The organism is Pseudomonas sp. NY15181, assembly GCF_048068055.1.
In the GTDB taxonomy this organism is placed as follows: Bacteria; Pseudomonadota; Gammaproteobacteria; order Pseudomonadales; family Pseudomonadaceae; genus Pseudomonas.
This window is the reverse complement of sequence record NZ_JBLUPT010000005.1, coordinates 107922-125081: the sequence shown is the minus strand read 5'-3', so window position 1 is coordinate 125081 and position 17160 is coordinate 107922. Positions and strand designations below refer to the sequence as shown.

Sequence of the window (17160 nt, the reverse complement as noted above, 5' to 3'; positions counted from 1 at the left end):
GGATGACAGCTTTGCAAAATGGGCACGCAGCATAGCACAGCCGCGCCCATCCCACTCAGCCAGCGGTGGCAGACGCCCGCGCCGAGGCATATAATGCGCGGTCATTTTTTAACCAGCCCAGAACGACTCCATGGCCAAGAAGCTTTTCATTCAAACCCACGGTTGCCAGATGAACGAGTACGACAGCTCGCGAATGGCCGATCTGCTGGGTGAACACCAGGCCCTGGAGATCACCGAGAAGGCTGAAGAAGCCGACGTGATCCTGCTCAATACCTGCTCGATCCGCGAGAAGGCCCAGGAGAAGGTGTTCTCCGAGCTGGGCGCCTGGCGGGTGCTCAAGCAGCAGAACCCGAACCTGGTGATCGGCGTCGGTGGCTGCGTGGCCAGCCAGGAAGGCGCAGCGATTCGCGAACGCGCTCCGTACGTCGACGTGGTATTCGGCCCGCAGACCCTGCACCGCCTGCCGGAGATGATCGACGCCGCCCGCGCCACCCGCAAACCGCAGGTGGATGTGTCCTTCCCGGAAATCGAAAAGTTCGACCGCTTGCCCGAACCCCGCGTCGACGGCCCCACCGCCTTCGTTTCGGTGATGGAAGGCTGCAGCAAGTACTGCACCTTCTGCGTGGTGCCCTACACCCGCGGCGAGGAAGTCAGCCGGCCGTTCGACGACGTGCTCGCCGAGGTGATCCACCTGGCCGAGAACGGCGTGAAGGAAGTCACGCTGCTGGGGCAGAACGTCAACGGCTACCGTGGCCAGACCCATGACGGCCGCATCGCCGACTTCGCCGAGCTGATCCGCGTGGTCGCCGAGGTCGATGGCATCGAGCGCATCCGCTACACCACCTCGCACCCGCTGGAGTTCTCCGACGCACTGATCGCCGCCCACGCCGAAGTGCCGCAGCTGGTGAAGTTCGTCCACCTGCCGGTGCAGGCCGGTTCCGACCGCATCCTCGCCGCCATGAAACGCAACCACACCGCGCTGGAATACAAGTCGCGCATCCGCAAGCTGAAGGCGGCGGTGCCGGACATCTGCATCAGCTCGGACTTCATCATCGGTTTCCCCGGCGAGACCGAGCAGGACTTCGAGCAGACCATGAAGCTGGTGGAAGACGTCGGTTTCGACTTCTCCTTCTCCTTCATCTACAGCTCGCGCCCGGGCACCCCGGCCGCCGACCTGGTGGACGACACCCCGGAAGAGGTGAAGAAGCAGCGCCTGCTGATCCTCAACAGCCGCCTCAACCAGCAGGGTTTCGAGATCAGTCGACGGATGGTCGGTACCGTCCAGCGCATCCTCGTCACCGACTACGCAAAGCGCGACCCCGGCCAGCTCCAGGGCCGCACCGAGAACAACCGCGTGGTCAATTTCCGCTGCGACAACCCGCGCCTGATCGGCCAGTTCGTCGACGTGGAAATCTACGAGGCGCTGCCCAACTCCCTGCGCGCCACCCTCGTGGAAACAGGTCACTGATCATCGGCCGTTGAATACCCCGATGGCGTCCGAACTTTCGTACTCGGTCGCCTGGAGTTATTCTTCGACCATCCCCATTCGCAACACGGCGACTTAGACAACACCTTGAACGCCCCTCTGGATATTCATCGTTTCATGCTCGAACCCTTCGAGGCCCGCAGCTTTGCCAACCTGTGCGGGCAGTTCGACGAGCATCTGCATCAGATCGAGAAGCGCCTCGACATCGAGATCCGCAACCGTGGCAACCAGTTCGAGCTGGTCGGTGAACCGGAGCGCACCCAAGCCGCCGAGCACCTTCTGCAGCGTCTCTACCGCGAGGTCCAGAACGGCACCGAGCTGACGCCCGACATGGTCCACCTGTTCCTGCAGGAGTCCGGCCTGGAAGACCTGGTCAACGCCCCCGAGGCGCCCCTGGTGACGCTCAAGACCCGCAAGGCGCACATCCGCCCGCGCGGCACCAACCAGCAGCGCTATGTGAAGGCCATCCTCGATCACGACATCAACTTCGGCATCGGCCCGGCCGGCACCGGCAAGACCTACCTCGCGGTGGCCTGCGCCGTGGACGCCCTGGAGCGCGAGCAGATCCGCCGCATCCTGCTGGTACGTCCGGCGGTCGAGGCCGGCGAGAAGCTCGGCTTCCTGCCCGGCGACCTGTCGCAGAAGATCGACCCGTACCTGCGCCCGCTCTACGACGCGCTCTACGAGATGCTCGGTTTCGAGACCGTAGCCAAGCTGATCGAGCGCCAGGTGATCGAAGTCGCGCCGCTGGCCTACATGCGCGGCCGCACGCTGAACAACAGCTTCATCATCCTCGACGAAAGCCAGAACACCACGATGGAACAGATGAAGATGTTCCTCACCCGCATCGGCTTCGGCTCCACCGCGGTGATCACCGGCGACGTCACCCAGGTCGACCTGCCGCGCGGCACCCGTTCGGGCCTCAAGCATGTGATGGAGGTGCTGCGCGACGTGCCCGGCATCAGCTTCACCCACTTCAAGTCCAAGGACGTGGTGCGCCACCCGCTGGTGCAGCGCATCGTCGATGCCTACGATGCCTACGAGAACCGCCTGACCGGCGTCGAAAGCCAGGGCGGCAAGCATGCTTGAACTGGACCTGCAGATAGCCTCCGAAGCGCCCGGCCTGCCCAGCGAAGCCGACTTCCGCCGCTGGTGCGAACTGGCCCTGCGCCAGCGCCAGAACGACTCGGAGCTGACCATCCGCCTGGTGGATGAAAGCGAAGGCCGCGAACTGAACAAAACCTGGCGACACAAGGACTACGCCACCAACGTACTGTCCTTCCCCGCCGACGTTCCCGACGAGCTGCTGGACATCCCGCTGCTCGGCGACCTGGTGATCTGCGCCCCGGTGGTGCAGCGCGAAGCCGCCGAACAGGGCAAGTCCCTCGAGGCCCACTGGGCCCATCTCGTCATCCATGGTTGCCTGCACCTGCTCGGCTACGATCACATCGAAGATGCCGAGGCCGAGGAAATGGAAGGCCTGGAACGGGAGTTGCTGGCCGAACTGGGTCATCCGGACCCGTACGCGGCCGACGAAGAATAAACGCCACTGAGCAAGGAAAGATGAGCGAAGACCGATCGAGCAATGGGCACAAGTCGTGGTTGGACAAGATCACCCAGGCTTTTGCCCATGAGCCGAGAAACCGCCAGGAGCTGCTTGAGCTCCTGCGCGAAGCCCACGACAACAAGCTGCTGGACAGTGAAGCGCTGTCCATCGTCGAAGGCGCGATCCAGGTGGCGGACCTCCAGGTCCGCGACATCATGATCCCGCGCTCGCAGATGATCTCCATCAAATCGACGCACAAGCCCGCCGACTTCCTCCCCGCCATCATCGAAGCCGCGCACTCACGCTACCCGGTGATCGGCGAGAGCCTGGACGACATCATGGGCGTCCTGCTGGCCAAGGACCTGCTGCCGCTGATCCTTCACGACCAGAACCACGCCTTCAACATCAAGGACCTGCTGCGCCCGGCCACCTTCGTGCCCGAGTCCAAACGCCTGAATGTGCTACTGCGTGAGTTCCGCGCCAACCGCAACCACATGGCCATCGTCATCGACGAATACGGCGGCGTGGCGGGGCTGGTGACCATCGAGGACGTGCTGGAGCAGATTGTCGGCGACATCGAGGACGAGCACGACGTCGAGGAGGACAGCTACATCAAGCCGTTGCCCAGCGGCGATTTCATCGTCAAGGCACTGACCCCGGTGGAAGCCTTCAACGACTTCTTCGGCGCGGAGTTCTCCGACGACGAATTCGACACTGTCGGCGGCGTGGTGATGAGCGCCTTCGGGCACCTGCCCAAGCGCAACGAGACCACCGAACTGGGCGGTTTCCGCTTCCGCGTGCTCAACGCGGACAGCCGCCGGCTGCACCTGCTGCGCCTGACCCCGCTGCAGGATTGACGTCCGCCAGGGGCCGCCCCTCCAAGAAGGCACGCCCCTCTCTACCTGCAACGTCACACTGCTGCCGGCTCATGGCTTTTGGCTTGCACCCCCATAGCCTACCGTTCGTCTCTCCATTACTCTTGCGCATCGCTTAACCGCAACAAGGATTTCCGATGCGCTGGATCACCCGCCCCGGCCTGCCAGGCCATTTGCTCGCCCTGGCCGCGGGCGCGCTCACCCCGCTGGCCCTGGCGCCGTTCGGCTACTGGCCGCTGGCGGTGCTGTCCCTCGCCCTCTTCTACCTCGGCCTGCGCGGCACCACCGCAGGTTCCGCGCTTTGGCGCGGCTGGTGGTATGGCTTTGGCGCATTCATCGCCGGCACCAGCTGGATCTACTTCAGCATCCACGACTTCGGCGGTGCCTCCGGGCCGCTGGCCGCCTTCCTGGTCATCGGCTTCAGCGCCGGCGTCGCCTTCTTCTTCGCCCTGCCCGCCTGGGCCTGGGCGCGCCTGTTCCGCCGCAACAACGCCCCGGTCAGCGACGCGCTGGCCTTCGCCGCGATGTGGGTGGTGCTGGAGCTGTTCCGCAGCTGGTTCCTCACCGGCTTCCCCTGGCTCTATGCCGGCTACAGCCAGCTGCAAGGCCCGCTGGCAGGGCTCGCGCCCATTGGCGGCGTGTGGCTGGTGTCGTTCAGCATCGCGCTCACCGGCGCGCTGATCATCAACATCCCAGCGCTCACCCAGCGCCCCGCGCGCCTGGTCGCCGGCCTGATCCTGCTGATCGCCCCCTGGGCCGTCGGCATCGCCTACAAGGGCCACGCCTGGACCAGCCCGGCCGGCGCCCCGCTGAAGGTTGCCGCCCTGCAGGGCAACATCGCCCAGGAAATGAAGTGGGACCCGAAGGCCGTCACCCATCAGCTGGAGCTGTACCGCGACCTGACCGCCGAGCAGAACGGCTTCGACCTGATCGTCTGGCCGGAGACCGCCGTGCCCGTGCTCAAGGACCAGGCCACCGGTTACCTGGCAATGATCAATGAGGTCGCCACCGCCAAGAAGGCCGCGCTCATCACCGGCGTGCCCGTGCGCCAGAGAACAGCCGAGGGCGTGCGCTACTACAACGGCATCACTGTCGTCGGCGACGGCAGCGGCGACTACCTCAAGCAGAAGCTGGTGCCCTTCGGCGAATACGTACCCCTGCAGGACCTGTTGCGCGGCCTGATCGCCTTCTTCGACCTGCCGATGTCCGACTTCGCCCGTGGCCCGTCCGACCAGCCGCTGCTCAAGGCCAAGGGTTACAGCATCGCGCCGTACATCTGCTACGAAGTGGTCTACCCGGAATTCGCGGCTGAGCTGGCGGCGCAGAGCCAACTGCTGCTGACCATCAGCAACGACGCCTGGTTCGGCACCTCCATTGGCCCGCTGCAGCACCTGCAGATGGCGCAGATGCGCGCCCTGGAAGCCGGTCGCTGGATGGTGCGCGGCACCAACAACGGCGTGACCGCGCTGATCGATCCGTTTGGCAGACTGACGGCGCAGATCCCGCAGTTCCAGCAAGGCGTGCTGCATGGCGACGTCGTGCCGATGCAGGGCCTGACACCCTATCTCAAGTGGCGCATCTGGCCGCTGGCGATTTTGGCGACGGTGCTGCTGGTATGGGCGCTGGTGCGTCGGCGGACGCATCCGGAAGAGCGCCGCCTGTTCCGCTGATCGTGCAAAAGGGCCTCGTGAGAGGCCCTTTTCAGTAGTGAAGTCAGGGGCTAACCCGACCGTAGGGCGTACAACCGTTCACGGTTGTACGCCGATACACCGCGCTCATCGACCGGTACCGCGGTCGAGCCCGGAGCGATCTGAAACCAAGGCCAATCGGCGTATAACGCGGAGCGCTATACGCCCTACCGATAGAACACCCGGTAACCCACCAACCCGATCGCCTCGTTGAGCAACTGCTCGCTCTGCCAGATGGCGCGCCCTTCCGGCAGCCAGCCGCCCAGCGGCCGGGCGTTATCCACGCCGATATAGCCGACCGGCGCCGGCACCACCTCGAAGCCCGCCTGCTGGAAGCTCCACAACGCGCGCGGCATGTGCACCGCCTGGGTTACCAGGACCACGCGTCGGATACCGGCCTCGCGCAGGATCGGCGCGCTGAGCTGGGCGTTCTCCCAGGTCGTGCGGCTCGCCCCTTCCTGCCAGCGCACCTCGACGCCGTAGTCGTCGCTCAGGCTGCGGGCCATGATGTAGGCCTCCGAGGGCGGCGTACCGTAGTGCAAGCCGCCGGAGGTAAGCACCGGCAGGCCGCTGGCCTTGGCCAGGCGGGCGGCGTAGCGCAACCGTTCGCGGGCCATCAGGCCGGGCTGGTCCTCGTCCCAGGCGCGATCACCGCGCACCCGGCCGGCCCCCAGCACCACGATGGCATCCGCGCGCTGCGCCAACCCCTCCCAGTCCGCCTGCTTCAGCGGCGCCTGCTGCTCCAGATGGCGCGCGCCCCACTCCACCGTCACCGGCAGGCTCATCGCCAACAGGCCGAGAAAGCCGGTGAAGAAACACAGTATCGAGAAGCGGGGAAAACGTCGGCGCAGGACGAACGCCAGGAGCAGCAGCAGAAGCAGCAGCCCTGGCGGCATCAGAATCTGTTTGAGGATGTAGCGAAGCGGCATCGGCGACTCCTTGTCGAGCGCCAAGCCTAACGGATCACCACGCTATCAGCGCGCCTTCGCGTTGCGGAACAACTGGGAACCGCAGGACGTGCAGGGCAGCACACCCTGGCTGCGGCTCCAGGCCACCGGCGTGCCGCACAACGCGCATTGCAGCGGCTGCAGATGCGTGCGCCCTATCAGCCGTGGGCGGCTGCTGGGCGGCATGACGTGGCGCGGCGGGCGGGACGCTCGTGCCGGGCCCTGCTCCAGTAGCGCCAACTCCTCTGCTGCGGCATGCCAGCCGCGCAGCCAGTTCACATCCTGATCGAGATAGGCCCGGATCAGCTCCATTTCCGCACTGCTCAGACCGCGCAGCTCCAGCTCGACAGGGCACTCGTCCCGTAACCGCTCGGCGGTATCGGCCTCATCCAGAGCCAGCGCCAGTCGTTGCAACAACCGTTCATACAGACCGGAACCCGAAGCACTTGCGCGATGCAACTCAGCCATCAGTCACCTCAAGACAGGCGGAAACCTCCCGCCTTCAGGCAAAGCTTAGCGGCCCACCCCGCGCCACACCGAGCGTGCGACAAACGGCGCGGGCTACCGGCTCGGGGAGGGGTCATGTATGCTACGAGGCTTTCTGTAGCCGCCCGGCCCGTGTCTTCTCAGGGGTCGGTTGAGCGGAGGGCCACTCGACCTCCCCCGGCCGCACACTTCTTTTCCGTACAGGTTCAAATCGCGCCATGCACGAGCAATATCAGCCTCTCGAGATCGAATCCCAGGCCCAGAAATTCTGGAACGAACACAACTCCTTCCGCGTCGACGAAGTCGCCGGCAAGGAGAAGTTCTACTGCCTGTCGATGTTCCCGTATCCGAGCGGCAAGCTACACATGGGGCATGTGCGCAACTACACCATCGGTGACGTGATCAGCCGCTACCACCGCATGCAGGGCAAGAACGTCCTGCAGCCGATGGGCTGGGACGCATTCGGCATGCCGGCGGAAAACGCCGCGATGAAGAACAACGTCGCCCCCGCGGCCTGGACCTACGACAACATCGCCTACATGAAGTCCCAGCTCAACAGCCTGGGCCTGGCGATCGACTGGTCCCGCGAAGTCACCACCTGCAAGCCGGACTACTACCGCTGGGAACAGTGGCTGTTCACCCGCCTGTTCGAAAAGGGCGTGATCTACCGCAAGAACGGCACCGTGAACTGGGACCCGGTGGACCAGACCGTACTGGCCAACGAGCAGGTCATCGACGGCCGTGGGTGGCGCTCGGGCGCGCTGATCGAGAAGCGCGAAATCCCGATGTACTACTTCAAGATCACCGCCTACGCCGAAGAGCTGCTGTCCAGCCTCGACGATCTGCCGGGCTGGCCCGAGCAGGTCAAGACCATGCAGCGCAACTGGATCGGCAAATCCCGCGGCATGGAGATCGCCTTCCCCTATGACCAGGCTTCCATCGGCGAAGCCGGCCAGATGAAGGTCTTCACCACCCGTCCGGATACCCTGATGGGCGCCACCTACGTCGCCGTGGCCGCGGAGCACCACCTGGCCACCCTCGCCGCCCAGCGCGATCCGTCGCTGCAGGCGTTCATCGACGAGTGCAAGCGCGGCGGCGTCGCCGAAGCCGACATCGCCACCCAGGAGAAGAAAGGCGTCGCCACTTCCCTGTTCGTCGAACACCCGCTGACCGGCGAGAAACTGCCGGTGTGGATCGCCAACTACGTCCTGATGACCTACGGCGAGGGCGCCGTGATGGCCGTTCCGGGCCACGACGAGCGTGACTTCGAGTTCGCCAACAAGTACGCCCTGCCGATCAAGCAGGTAATCGCCCTGGTCGGCGCCGACAACGATTTCGAGCCGACCGTCTGGAAAGAGTGGTACGGCCTGAAGGACGAGACCGTCCTCACCGTCAACTCCGGCAAGTACGACAGCCTCGGCTACCAGGCCGCATTCGACGCCATCGGCGCCGACCTCGCCGCCAAGGGCCTGGGCCAGGCGCGTACCCAGTTCCGTCTGCGCGACTGGGGCATCAGCCGCCAGCGCTACTGGGGCTGCCCGATCCCGATCATCCACTGCGACGCCTGCGGCGACGTACCGGTCCCGGCCGACCAGCTGCCGGTGGTCCTGCCCGAGGACGTGGTGCCGGACGGCGCCGGCTCGCCCCTGGCCAAGATGCCCGAGTTCTACAGCTGCAGCTGCCCGAAATGCGGCCAGCCGGCCAAGCGCGAAACCGACACCATGGACACCTTCGTCGAGTCGTCCTGGTACTTCGCCCGCTACGCCTGCCCGCAGTTCGAAGACGGCATGCTGGACAAGAAGGCCGCCAACTACTGGCTGCCGGTCGACCAGTACATCGGTGGCATCGAGCACGCCATCCTCCACCTGCTCTACGCGCGCTTCTTCCACAAGCTGATGCGCGACGAAGGCCTGATCGACTCCGACGAGCCATTCAAGAACCTGCTGACCCAGGGCATGGTGGTCGCCGAGACCTACTACCGCACCAATCCGAACGGCAGCAAGGACTGGTTCAACCCGGCCGACGTGGAAGTCGAGCGTGACGCCAAGGCCAAGGTCATCGGCGCGCGCCTGAAGACCGACGGTCAGCCGGTGGAAATCGGCGGCACCGAGAAGATGTCCAAGTCCAAGAACAACGGCGTGGACCCGCAGGCCATGATCGACGCCTACGGCGCTGACACCTGCCGCCTGTTCATGATGTTCGCCTCGCCGCCGGACATGAGCCTGGAGTGGTCCGACTCCGGCGTCGAAGGCGCGAGCCGCTTCCTGCGCCGCGTCTGGCGCCTGGCCCAGGCCCACGTCAACGCGGGCCCCGCCGGCGCCGTGGACAAGTCGGCCCTGGACGATGCGCAGAAGGCGATCCACCGCTCCATCCACCTGGCCATCCGCCAGGCCAGCCAGGACGTAGGCCAGAACCACAAGTTCAACACCGCCATCGCCGCCGTGATGACCCTGATGAACGTGCTGGAGAAGGCCCCGAGCGAAACCGCCACCGACCGCGCCCTGCTGCAGGAAGGCCTGGAAAGCGTCACCCTGCTGCTCGCCCCGATCACCCCGCACATCTGCCACGTGATCTGGCAGGAGCTGGGCAAGGACGGCGCGGTGATCGACGCCAGCTGGCCGCAGGTCGACGAAGCCGCCCTGGTGCAGGACAGCCTGCAACTGGTGGTACAGGTCAACGGCAAGCTGCGCGGCCACATCGAAGTGCCGGCCAGCGCCAGCCGCGAAGAGGTGGAAGCCTCGGCGCGCGCCAACGAGAACGTGCTGCGCTTCACCGACGGCCTGACCATCCGCAAGGTGATCGTGGTTCCGGGCAAGCTGGTCAACATCGTGGCCAACTGAACCGACGCTGGAAAAGACCTATTCGCCCGTGGCACCTTGGCCACGGGCACCCCGGATCAACAGGAGTGAGGGAAGCTTGATGAAACGTATCCTGACCAGCCTTGCGCTGATCGGCCTGGCCAGCGTGCTGACCGCCTGCGGCTTCCACCTGCGTGGCATGGGCGATACGAACTTTGCGCTCAAGGAAGTCGACCTGACCGCCCGCAACGCCTACGGCGAAACGGTCACGCAACTCCAGCAGGTTCTCGAAGGCAGCGGCGTGAAAGTCGTCTCCCGCGCGCCTTACCACGTCATCCTCGCTCGTGAGGACGTGACCAGCCGCACCGTCAGCTACACCAGCTCGGCGCGTAGCGCGGAAAACCAGCTGACCAACACCCTGGACTACGAGATCCGCGGCACCAACAACCTGCTGCTGATGAATGGCCAGGTCCAGGTGCGCAAGGTCTACGTACAGGACGAGAACAACCTGGTCGGCTCCGACCAGGAAGCCGCGCAGATCCGCGAAGAAATGCGCCGCGACCTGGTCCAGCAGATGGCCATGCGCCTGCAGATGATCACCCCGGCCCAGCTGGATGCGCTGCAACTCAAGGCTGACGCCAAGGCCAAGGCCGAAGCGGAGGCCCAGAAAGCCGCGGAGGATGCCGCCAAGGCCCAGCCGCAGCAGTCGCCGATCGAATTCCCGAAAGCCGAGTGACAGACAGGGGCCGGACAACCGGCCCCTTTTTCATCATGAAGCTCAATCCCGGACAACTCGCCAAGCACCTGCAAGGCAACCTGGCCCCCGTCTACGTGGTCAGCGGCGACGAGCCGCTGCTCTGCCAGGAAGCCTGCGACGCCATTCGCGCGGCCTGCCGCCAGCGTGATTTCGGCGAGCGCCAGGTATTCAACGCGGAAGCCAACTTCGACTGGGGCCAGCTGCTCGAAGCCGGCGCCAGCCTTTCGCTGTTCGCCGAAAAGCGCCTGATCGAGCTGCGCCTGCCGTCCGGCAAGCCCGGCGACAAGGGCGCGGCGATCCTGCTGGAGTACCTGCAACGCCCGCCGGAAGACACCGTCCTGCTGGTCAGCCTGCCCAAGCTCGATGGCAGCACGCAGAAGACCAAGTGGGCCAAGGCACTGATCGATGGCGAGGTCGCCCAGTTCATCCAGATCTGGCCGATCGACGTACACCAACTGCCGCAGTGGATTCGCCAGCGCCTGTCCCAGGCGGGCCTTGCCGCCAGCCAGGAAGCGGTGGACCTGATCGCCGCCCGGGTGGAAGGCAACCTCCTGGCCGCCGCCCAGGAAATCGAAAAGCTCAAGCTGCTCGCCGAAGGTCAGCAGATCGACGCCGCCACCGTCCAGGCGGCGGTGGCCGATAGCGCGCGCTTCGACGTATTCGGCCTGATCGACGCCGCCCTCGGCGGTGAAGCGGCCCACTGCCTGCGCATGCTCGAAGGCCTGCGCGGCGAGGGCGTGGAGCCCCCGGTGATTCTCTGGGCCCTGGCCCGGGAAATCCGTGTGCTGGCGGCCCTGGCCCAGCAATTCAGCCAGGGAGTGCCGCTGGACAAGGCCTTCAGCCAGGCCCGCCCGCCTATCTGGGACAAGCGCCGCCCGCTGATGACCCGCGCCCTGCAGCGCCACCCCGGCAACCGCTGGAACCAGATGCTGCAGGATGCCCAGCTGATCGATGCGCAGATCAAAGGGCAGGCGCCGGGCGATCCCTGGAGCGGGCTCGCCCGCCTCGCCCTGCTGGTCGCCGGGCAACGGATCGGCCTGCCGTCGGCCTGATCACTCCCACTCGCGGACCTGCCGCACCTCCACGCAGCCCAGACGTCCCGGTGGAATCTTCGCGGCGATGCGCTGGGCTTCTTCCATGTCGGCGGCCTCGATCAGGTAGAAGCCACCGAGCTGCTCCTTGGTCTCGGCGAACGGTCCATCGGTGATCGCCATCCTCTCGCCCTGACCGCGCAGGGTGCGCCCGGTAGGCGTGGGCAGCAGCGCATTGGCGGCGATGTAGTTGCCACTGCGCCGCAGTTGCTCGCTGTAGGTCATGCACTCGTCGACGATGCCGCGCAGTTCGGCCTCCGGCAGTTCAGCCGCCTTGCGCTCGTCGAAGTAGATCATGCAGAGAAACTTCATCGCCCTTGCCCTCATTCTTGTCCGTCAGAAAGGTACGCCGCCGCTAGCGTAGCCCCGAAAACCACCTGCCGACCTTGGCCCAACCGCGGACTGACCAAAGGCATTGGACAAGCGTGCCAAATAGGCAGAACATTCGCGCGCCGGCACGGGGCCGGTCCCGATGAGGAGATCATGATGGCAAAGCCTTCCAAACGGCCGAACAAGGCCAAATCCCTGGTTGCACAACCGCTGTTCCGCAGCCGCCAGGAAAAGCCCCTCAAAGGCAAAGGCAGCTACCGCCGCGAAGCCTCCCACAACTGGGAGGCTTCTTCGCTTCTGGCGGCCTGAAAACCTCGAAAAGGCCGAACCACCCCGCCCCGCTTCTCTGCCTTAACTCCCGCGCCTTCCGCTCCGCCCCGGGGTCGATCCCCGATACAGCAATAACACCCGCTCTGCCGCACTCCCGAGTCGTATTCTTTCCACTGCTGTGGGCGAAGCTCAACACCCTATTGGGGTGCCCAGAATCATCAGGCCACTTCAATCCGCGCTTTCCCCCCCAGGAGACGGAGCCATCCGTGCCGGCTGACGCTGAAGTTTCATCCTGCACCGAACGGTCCGCTCTCCCTCCGGGAGAGGGCTAGGGTGAGGGACTCTTGATCTCGCACAAGCGGACCTTGTCCGCGATCCGGCCGCCAGACCGGCAGGCCCCATCGCCAAGTGCGTCACCTCGAACCGACCAGTGCCACCCTGGCACGGGAATTTTCGCTGCGCGCGGCCATCGAAGCCTACATACCTCGCTTCTGCCCGCCGCAGACGCGTCACAGTGGCCATGCTAAGGTGGCCGCTCCCCTGCCAGTACTCGAGGAGAGCAATGCGCAAGCCCGTTTCATCCGTTGTCGGCCAACGCTGCCTGCTCGTCGCCGCACTGTCCCTGGCCACCTTCGGCCTGCTGTCGTCCTGTGCCGAGACGCCCCGCCAAGACGCGCCCGGCACCCCATCCGCCACGCAGCAGACGCAAAGCTTCGCCCAGTGGCGCGACGCTTTCCGCGCCCAGGCCCTGGCCGCCGGCGTCAGCGCGCAGACGTTCGATACAGCCTTCGCCGGCATCGAGCCGGATGATGCGGTAATCGCCGCCGACCGCAGCCAGCCCGAATTCACCCGCCCCGTCTGGCAGTACCTGGAAAGCGCCGTCTCGCCGGCACGGGTGCGTAATGGCCAGGACCGGCTGCTACAGAACGCCGATGCACTGCAACGCATCGACAGCACCTACGGCGTCGATCGCGAAGCCGTGGTGGCCATCTGGGGCATGGAGAGCAATTTCGGCCAGCAGATGGGCAGCAAGAACGTCATCCGTTCGCTCGCCACCCTGGCCTACGAAGGCCGCCGCCCGGATTTCGGCCGCGACCAACTGATCGCCGCCCTGCAGATCCTCCAGCATGGCGACGTACCAGCGAGCAACATGATCGGCTCCTGGGCCGGCGCCATGGGCCAGACCCAGTTCATCCCCACTACCTACAACCGCTACGCGGTGGACTTCGACGGTGACGGTCGGCGCGATATCTGGGGCTCGCCCACCGACGCCCTGGCCTCCACGGCGAATTACCTGGGTACCTCCGGCTGGCGGCGCGGACAGAGTTGGGGCTTCGAAGTTCTTCTGCCACAGGGCTTCGACTATGCCCAGGCGGACATGGACATCCGCAAACCCGTGGGCGAATGGCAACGCCTCGGCGTGCAACCCGCGAACAGCAACCCGCCGGGCGACCCGCAGGCCAGCGCTTCGCTGCTGTTGCCGGCGGGCTACCGCGGCCCGGCGTTCCTGGTGACGGACAACTTCCGCGCCATTCTCAAGTACAACAACTCCACCTCCTATGCGCTGGCCGTGGGCCTACTGGCCGACAGCCTCAAGGGTGGCGGCCAACTGGTCGGCCACTGGCCAGTGGAGGACACGCCGCTCGCCCGCGCAGAGCGAATCGAGTTGCAGCAACTGCTCACCACCCACGGCTATCAGCCCGGAACAGCGGACGGCATCATCGGAGCCAATACGCGTCAGGCCGTTCGGGCGTATCAGAAGTCCATCGGGTTGCCGGCAGATGGATATCCGACGCTGGAGTTGCTGACCCGCCTGCGCGGAGCCTGATATCAAATGAAACGGGCGCCGATGCGCCCGCTTTATTTTCCAAGGATTGCCCTCTTCGGCATCAGTAGTAAAGGCTGAGGTAGCCGTAGGTGCTGACCTTGCCCGGTGTCACCGGAACCGTCTTGGCGTAGTACTGGGCGTAATACACCAGATCGGCGGAACCCGTGGTCACATTTATTCACCGAATGCCTTGTAAGTATTCATTTGCATTTATCACTCATCGTTACATCCTCTAAAACGCCTCAATGCAACGCGCAATATTTCAATCCAAAAGTAGATGACAACTTCTGCCCCATCACTCTGCGCAACACCACACCCGCGCTGATGACAAAGAGCAGTTTTTCGTCCACCTCAGACTTACCTCTGTGCCACAGCAGGTCTATCCAATACTGCGCGGCAAATCGCCTCCGCTTTCAAGAACGGCGCCTCCTTGCTGATGCTTGCCGGCAACTGGTAATCGATCTGGCAGCGCTGGCCGGAACCATCGCCCCACTTGACCATCAGCTCACCCTTGGATTCGAGACCGCGCAGGAAGATACGACCGCCCTGGCCGACCATGGACAGGCTATTTCCCTTCGCGTCCAGGACCTCAGCCCCCAGCGGAATGACGTCACCGTCATCCCGCTTCACGGTCATGAGCACTGGCGCGCCGCTGACGGTCGGGTACTTGAGCATGACGATGGAGCCGTAGCGCGGCGCCACACTCTGGGATGTGACCTGCAACTCGACATCCTTGGACGTACCCTTGGGGTCGATCTCGATATCGTTCTGGCGATACGGGGTCAGTCCACCCACCACCGCATAGCCATTGCCAGCCACCTTGGCGCCAACGTTGGAGCTGATCGACGCGCCTTCGGCGCCCTTTGCTTCGAGGATGGCAAGGGTTTCGCCCCGGTTCTGGCTGAAGTTGATGCCGCCCGGATGCGCCACGATGGAGCCGCGAGCGCCGAAGCCCGCCTGCTTGTAGCCGTCCCCGCCACTGATGTTCGCGTTGTAGATGGCATGGGGCGAGTTGTAGGTCAGGTTGGCGCCGCTGTTGTAGGTCTTGTCGCCGTCATTCTTATTGCGCGAGCCGAAAACGGAATAGCTGACCTGACGCTGCTCACCCGTGGTGCCGCTGAGGGTGCTCTGAAGGGCGTTGTTCTTGTCGTCAGTAACGTTGACGTTGGTGGTCAGTGACAAGGGATTGCCACTGTCCATGCCGATCGGCACGTTGACGCTGACCATGTAGGTGTTCTGGTAGTCGCCACTGTTACTGTTGCCATTACCGTCGCTGTAGCCGTTACTGGTCCGCGCAGCGCTCAGATTGACTGTGCCCCAGTTGAAGCCGGTGCTGTAACCGGCCTGGAAGCTGGTGTCGGTGCCGCTGCGGTTCCAGTAGTTCTGCTTGGAGCCGCTGAAGTAAAGCGAGCTGCGGTCCCCCACCGGCTGGTTGAGAGTGAGTTGGTAACGGTTGCGTTGGCGATCAAAGTCGTACTTATCGCTCAGGCGCCCCCAGACCTGGGCATAGTCCTGCAAGCTCAGGTAGTTCTCGCTATTGAAGCGGTAGGCAGCAATCGTCATGTTGGTGGAGGTGGCCTCCAGTAGCTTGCTGTAGGTCAACCGGTAACTCTGGCCATTCATGTCGGGCTTGACGCCGTAGCGCTCGGTCGGCAGGTCGGTGGCATGGGACTGGGTCACATCCGCCGCCAGCGCACCCAGCGGGGTGCTGAAGGCGAGCCCCCCCTGAGCGGCCTGGTAGGAGTTGGCGACGATGCCGCCGGTGTAGACCGTCATGAGGTTGTTGAGGCCGTACTGGTAGGTACCCTGGCCGAAATTGGGCTCGCGATCGAGGGTCTTGTCGTGATATTTGCCCGCCGTTGCGCTGTAGCGGGAGACACCCGGACGCGCCAGTTGGCTGATGGACGCGTAAGGCACCAGGAAGGACTTCACGCGGCCATCGGCTTCGGTGATTTCCACCGTCAGGTCGCCAGCGTAACCAGTGTTGAACAGGTCGTTGATTTCGAACGGGCCCGGCGCCACGGTGGTTTCATAGATGACGTTCTCGCCCTGCTTCACCCGTACCCGTGCGTTGGTTTCGGCGACGCCACGGATATCCGGCGCGAAGCCGCGCTGGGAGTCGGGCAGCATGCGGTCGTCGCTGGCCAATTGGACACCGGTGAAGGGCACGGAGTCGAACAGGTCGCTGGGGGTGTAGTACTGGCCCGCGGTGAACTGCGACTTCAGGGCGGTGACATCGTGCTGGGCGTAGGTGCTGAGGGACTGGTAGCCACTCTGCGCTGGGCTGCCGTCGGTCCTGCTGTGGTTATAGGTGCCGTTGTAACGCAAGCGCCACTCGGCCAGGTTCATGCCGGCGTTAATGCCGGCGTATTTCTGGGTGGAGTTGGTGCCATGGCTGTCGGTGCGGTACAGGTTGGTGTCATAGTTCAGGAAGCCGGCGGTCACGCCACCATCCCATTGTGACGGGTCCACGTAGCCACGTACCTGGCGGCCGACATACAACTGGGGAATGGAAACACGGGCAGTCAGTTCGGAGAGGTCGACGTCGATCTTGCCATCCGGCACTACGCTGGCGATGTCGACACAATCACCGGTGATCTGCTTCTGTTTTTCCGGCGGGAGCTTGGTGACATCGACACCCAGTTCACCGAACTGCGAAGCCTTGACGCAGTAGCGCGAAGTCGCGTCCTTGCCATTGCCGCTGGCGACGGCGCGGATCGACATGCGACCGATCCAGGCGTCATTGACATAGACGTCCAGGCGATACTCGCCCGGCTCCACCGGTGCGCCATTCTCGAACCGGGAGACGTCGACGCTGGGGCTGGTACCGCCGTTATCGAAGAAGCTTGGGTTGAATGCCGCAAAAGCTTGCGCGCCTGCGGCCGTATCGTTGCCAGCCGGATCGGCTGCCAGGGCGACGCCACCGTCCGTCATCAGCGAGACGCCAACCATCAGACCACAGCCCATGACCATCAGCAGGGTCCCACGGGATGCCACGGCGACAGCCAGCGGCGAGCGCTTGAACTGTAGGGAAAGAGTGCCTTGCTTGATGTCCATG

At 64.6% G+C, this 17160-nt stretch carries 14 protein-coding genes; 10 read left to right on the top strand and 4 right to left on the bottom strand.

The window, feature by feature from the left end; genetic code table 11:
• The first annotated feature begins 130 nt into the window (after nucleotides 1-130).
• From miaB to lnt, 5 genes are all read left to right on the top strand, one after another.
• Complete coding sequence (gene miaB, locus ACNFBT_RS14285; RefSeq protein WP_416750297.1) at nucleotides 131-1468, top strand: tRNA (N6-isopentenyl adenosine(37)-C2)-methylthiotransferase MiaB; 1338 nt, start codon at nucleotides 131-133, stop codon at nucleotides 1466-1468.
• Between the two features lie 105 nt (nucleotides 1469-1573).
• Nucleotides 1574-2575 (top strand): PhoH family protein, encoded by a 1002-nt coding sequence (locus tag ACNFBT_RS14280; protein ID WP_416750295.1) that lies wholly within the window; start codon nucleotides 1574-1576, stop codon nucleotides 2573-2575.
• Entirely contained in the window at nucleotides 2568-3029 is a 462-nt protein-coding gene (ybeY, locus tag ACNFBT_RS14275; protein WP_416750293.1) for an rRNA maturation RNase YbeY, read from the top strand. Before ACNFBT_RS14280 ends, ybeY begins: the two co-directional genes overlap by 8 nt.
• 20 nt (nucleotides 3030-3049) lie before the next feature.
• Nucleotides 3050-3889, top strand: coding sequence for an HlyC/CorC family transporter (locus tag ACNFBT_RS14270; protein ID WP_416750291.1), 840 nt, complete (start codon nucleotides 3050-3052; stop codon nucleotides 3887-3889).
• A gap of 155 nt (nucleotides 3890-4044) precedes the next feature.
• The gene (gene lnt, locus ACNFBT_RS14265; protein ID WP_416750290.1) at nucleotides 4045-5577 is read left to right on the top strand and encodes an apolipoprotein N-acyltransferase; all 1533 of its coding nucleotides are present in this window, start codon (nucleotides 4045-4047) and stop codon (nucleotides 5575-5577) included.
• A gap of 185 nt (nucleotides 5578-5762) precedes the next feature.
• Here lnt and ACNFBT_RS14260 read toward each other — a convergent pair whose 3' ends face one another.
• Both ACNFBT_RS14260 and ACNFBT_RS14255 read right to left on the bottom strand, forming a co-directional pair.
• Entirely contained in the window at nucleotides 5763-6524 is a 762-nt protein-coding gene (locus tag ACNFBT_RS14260) for a YdcF family protein (RefSeq protein WP_416750288.1), read from the bottom strand.
• 45 nt (nucleotides 6525-6569) lie between these two features.
• Entirely contained in the window at nucleotides 6570-7010 is a 441-nt protein-coding gene (locus ACNFBT_RS14255) for a hypothetical protein (protein ID WP_416750286.1), read from the bottom strand.
• 236 nt (nucleotides 7011-7246) lie between these two features.
• On the opposite strand from ACNFBT_RS14255, the gene leuS reads away from it, so the two are divergent.
• The 3 genes from leuS to holA all read left to right on the top strand — a co-directional run bounded on the left by leuS (nucleotide 7247) and on the right by holA (nucleotide 11635).
• A complete protein-coding gene (leuS, locus tag ACNFBT_RS14250) occupies nucleotides 7247-9868 on the top strand; it encodes a leucine--tRNA ligase (protein WP_416750284.1) in 2622 nt (873 codons plus the stop codon).
• A gap of 79 nt (nucleotides 9869-9947) precedes the next feature.
• Complete coding sequence (lptE, locus tag ACNFBT_RS14245; RefSeq protein WP_416750282.1) at nucleotides 9948-10562, top strand: LPS assembly lipoprotein LptE; 615 nt, start codon at nucleotides 9948-9950, stop codon at nucleotides 10560-10562.
• Between the two features lie 35 nt (nucleotides 10563-10597).
• Complete coding sequence (holA, locus tag ACNFBT_RS14240) at nucleotides 10598-11635, top strand: DNA polymerase III subunit delta (protein WP_416750279.1); 1038 nt, start codon at nucleotides 10598-10600, stop codon at nucleotides 11633-11635.
• On the opposite strand, the gene ACNFBT_RS14235 is transcribed toward holA, so the two are convergent.
• The gene (locus ACNFBT_RS14235) at nucleotides 11636-11986 is read right to left on the bottom strand and encodes a YciI family protein (RefSeq protein ID WP_416750277.1); all 351 of its coding nucleotides are present in this window, start codon (nucleotides 11984-11986) and stop codon (nucleotides 11636-11638) included.
• 174 nt (nucleotides 11987-12160) lie between these two features.
• Between ACNFBT_RS14235 and arfA the strand changes: the two genes are divergently transcribed.
• Together arfA and ACNFBT_RS14225 are read left to right on the top strand one after the other, a co-directional pair.
• Nucleotides 12161-12313: an alternative ribosome rescue factor ArfA gene (gene arfA / locus ACNFBT_RS14230; RefSeq protein ID WP_416750275.1), complete on the top strand. Its 153-nt coding sequence runs from the start codon at nucleotides 12161-12163 to the stop codon at nucleotides 12311-12313.
• Between the two features lie 523 nt (nucleotides 12314-12836).
• On the top strand, nucleotides 12837-14102 hold the full coding sequence (locus tag ACNFBT_RS14225; RefSeq protein ID WP_416750273.1) for a lytic murein transglycosylase: 1266 nt from the start codon (nucleotides 12837-12839) through the stop codon (nucleotides 14100-14102).
• 357 nt (nucleotides 14103-14459) lie between these two features.
• Here ACNFBT_RS14225 and ACNFBT_RS14220 read toward each other — a convergent pair whose 3' ends face one another.
• A complete protein-coding gene (locus ACNFBT_RS14220; protein ID WP_416750271.1) occupies nucleotides 14460-17159 on the bottom strand; it encodes a fimbria/pilus outer membrane usher protein in 2700 nt (899 codons plus the stop codon).
• Nucleotide 17160 lies beyond the last annotated feature (1 nt).

What these genes read in the sequence shown, in the direction of transcription:
- miaB (WP_416750297.1), top strand. Translation starts at nt 131, where the DNA reads ATGGCCAAGAAGCTTTTCATTCAAACCCACGGTTGCCAGATGAACGAG.
- ybeY (WP_416750293.1), top strand. Translation starts at nt 2,568, where the DNA reads ATGCTTGAACTGGACCTGCAGATAGCCTCCGAAGCGCCCGGCCTGCCC.
- ACNFBT_RS14270 (WP_416750291.1), top strand. Translation starts at nt 3,050, where the DNA reads ATGAGCGAAGACCGATCGAGCAATGGGCACAAGTCGTGGTTGGACAAG.
- lnt (WP_416750290.1), top strand. Translation starts at nt 4,045, where the DNA reads ATGCGCTGGATCACCCGCCCCGGCCTGCCAGGCCATTTGCTCGCCCTG.
- ACNFBT_RS14260 (WP_416750288.1), bottom strand. Translation starts at nt 6,524, where the DNA reads ATGCCGCTTCGCTACATCCTCAAACAGATTCTGATGCCGCCAGGGCTG.
- ACNFBT_RS14255 (WP_416750286.1), bottom strand. Translation starts at nt 7,010, where the DNA reads ATGGCTGAGTTGCATCGCGCAAGTGCTTCGGGTTCCGGTCTGTATGAA.
- leuS (WP_416750284.1), top strand. Translation starts at nt 7,247, where the DNA reads ATGCACGAGCAATATCAGCCTCTCGAGATCGAATCCCAGGCCCAGAAA.
- lptE (WP_416750282.1), top strand. Translation starts at nt 9,948, where the DNA reads ATGAAACGTATCCTGACCAGCCTTGCGCTGATCGGCCTGGCCAGCGTG.
- holA (WP_416750279.1), top strand. Translation starts at nt 10,598, where the DNA reads ATGAAGCTCAATCCCGGACAACTCGCCAAGCACCTGCAAGGCAACCTG.
- ACNFBT_RS14235 (WP_416750277.1), bottom strand. Translation starts at nt 11,986, where the DNA reads ATGAAGTTTCTCTGCATGATCTACTTCGACGAGCGCAAGGCGGCTGAA.
- arfA (WP_416750275.1), top strand. Translation starts at nt 12,161, where the DNA reads ATGGCAAAGCCTTCCAAACGGCCGAACAAGGCCAAATCCCTGGTTGCA.
- ACNFBT_RS14225 (WP_416750273.1), top strand. Translation starts at nt 12,837, where the DNA reads ATGCGCAAGCCCGTTTCATCCGTTGTCGGCCAACGCTGCCTGCTCGTC.
- ACNFBT_RS14220 (WP_416750271.1), bottom strand. Translation starts at nt 17,159, where the DNA reads ATGGACATCAAGCAAGGCACTCTTTCCCTACAGTTCAAGCGCTCGCCG.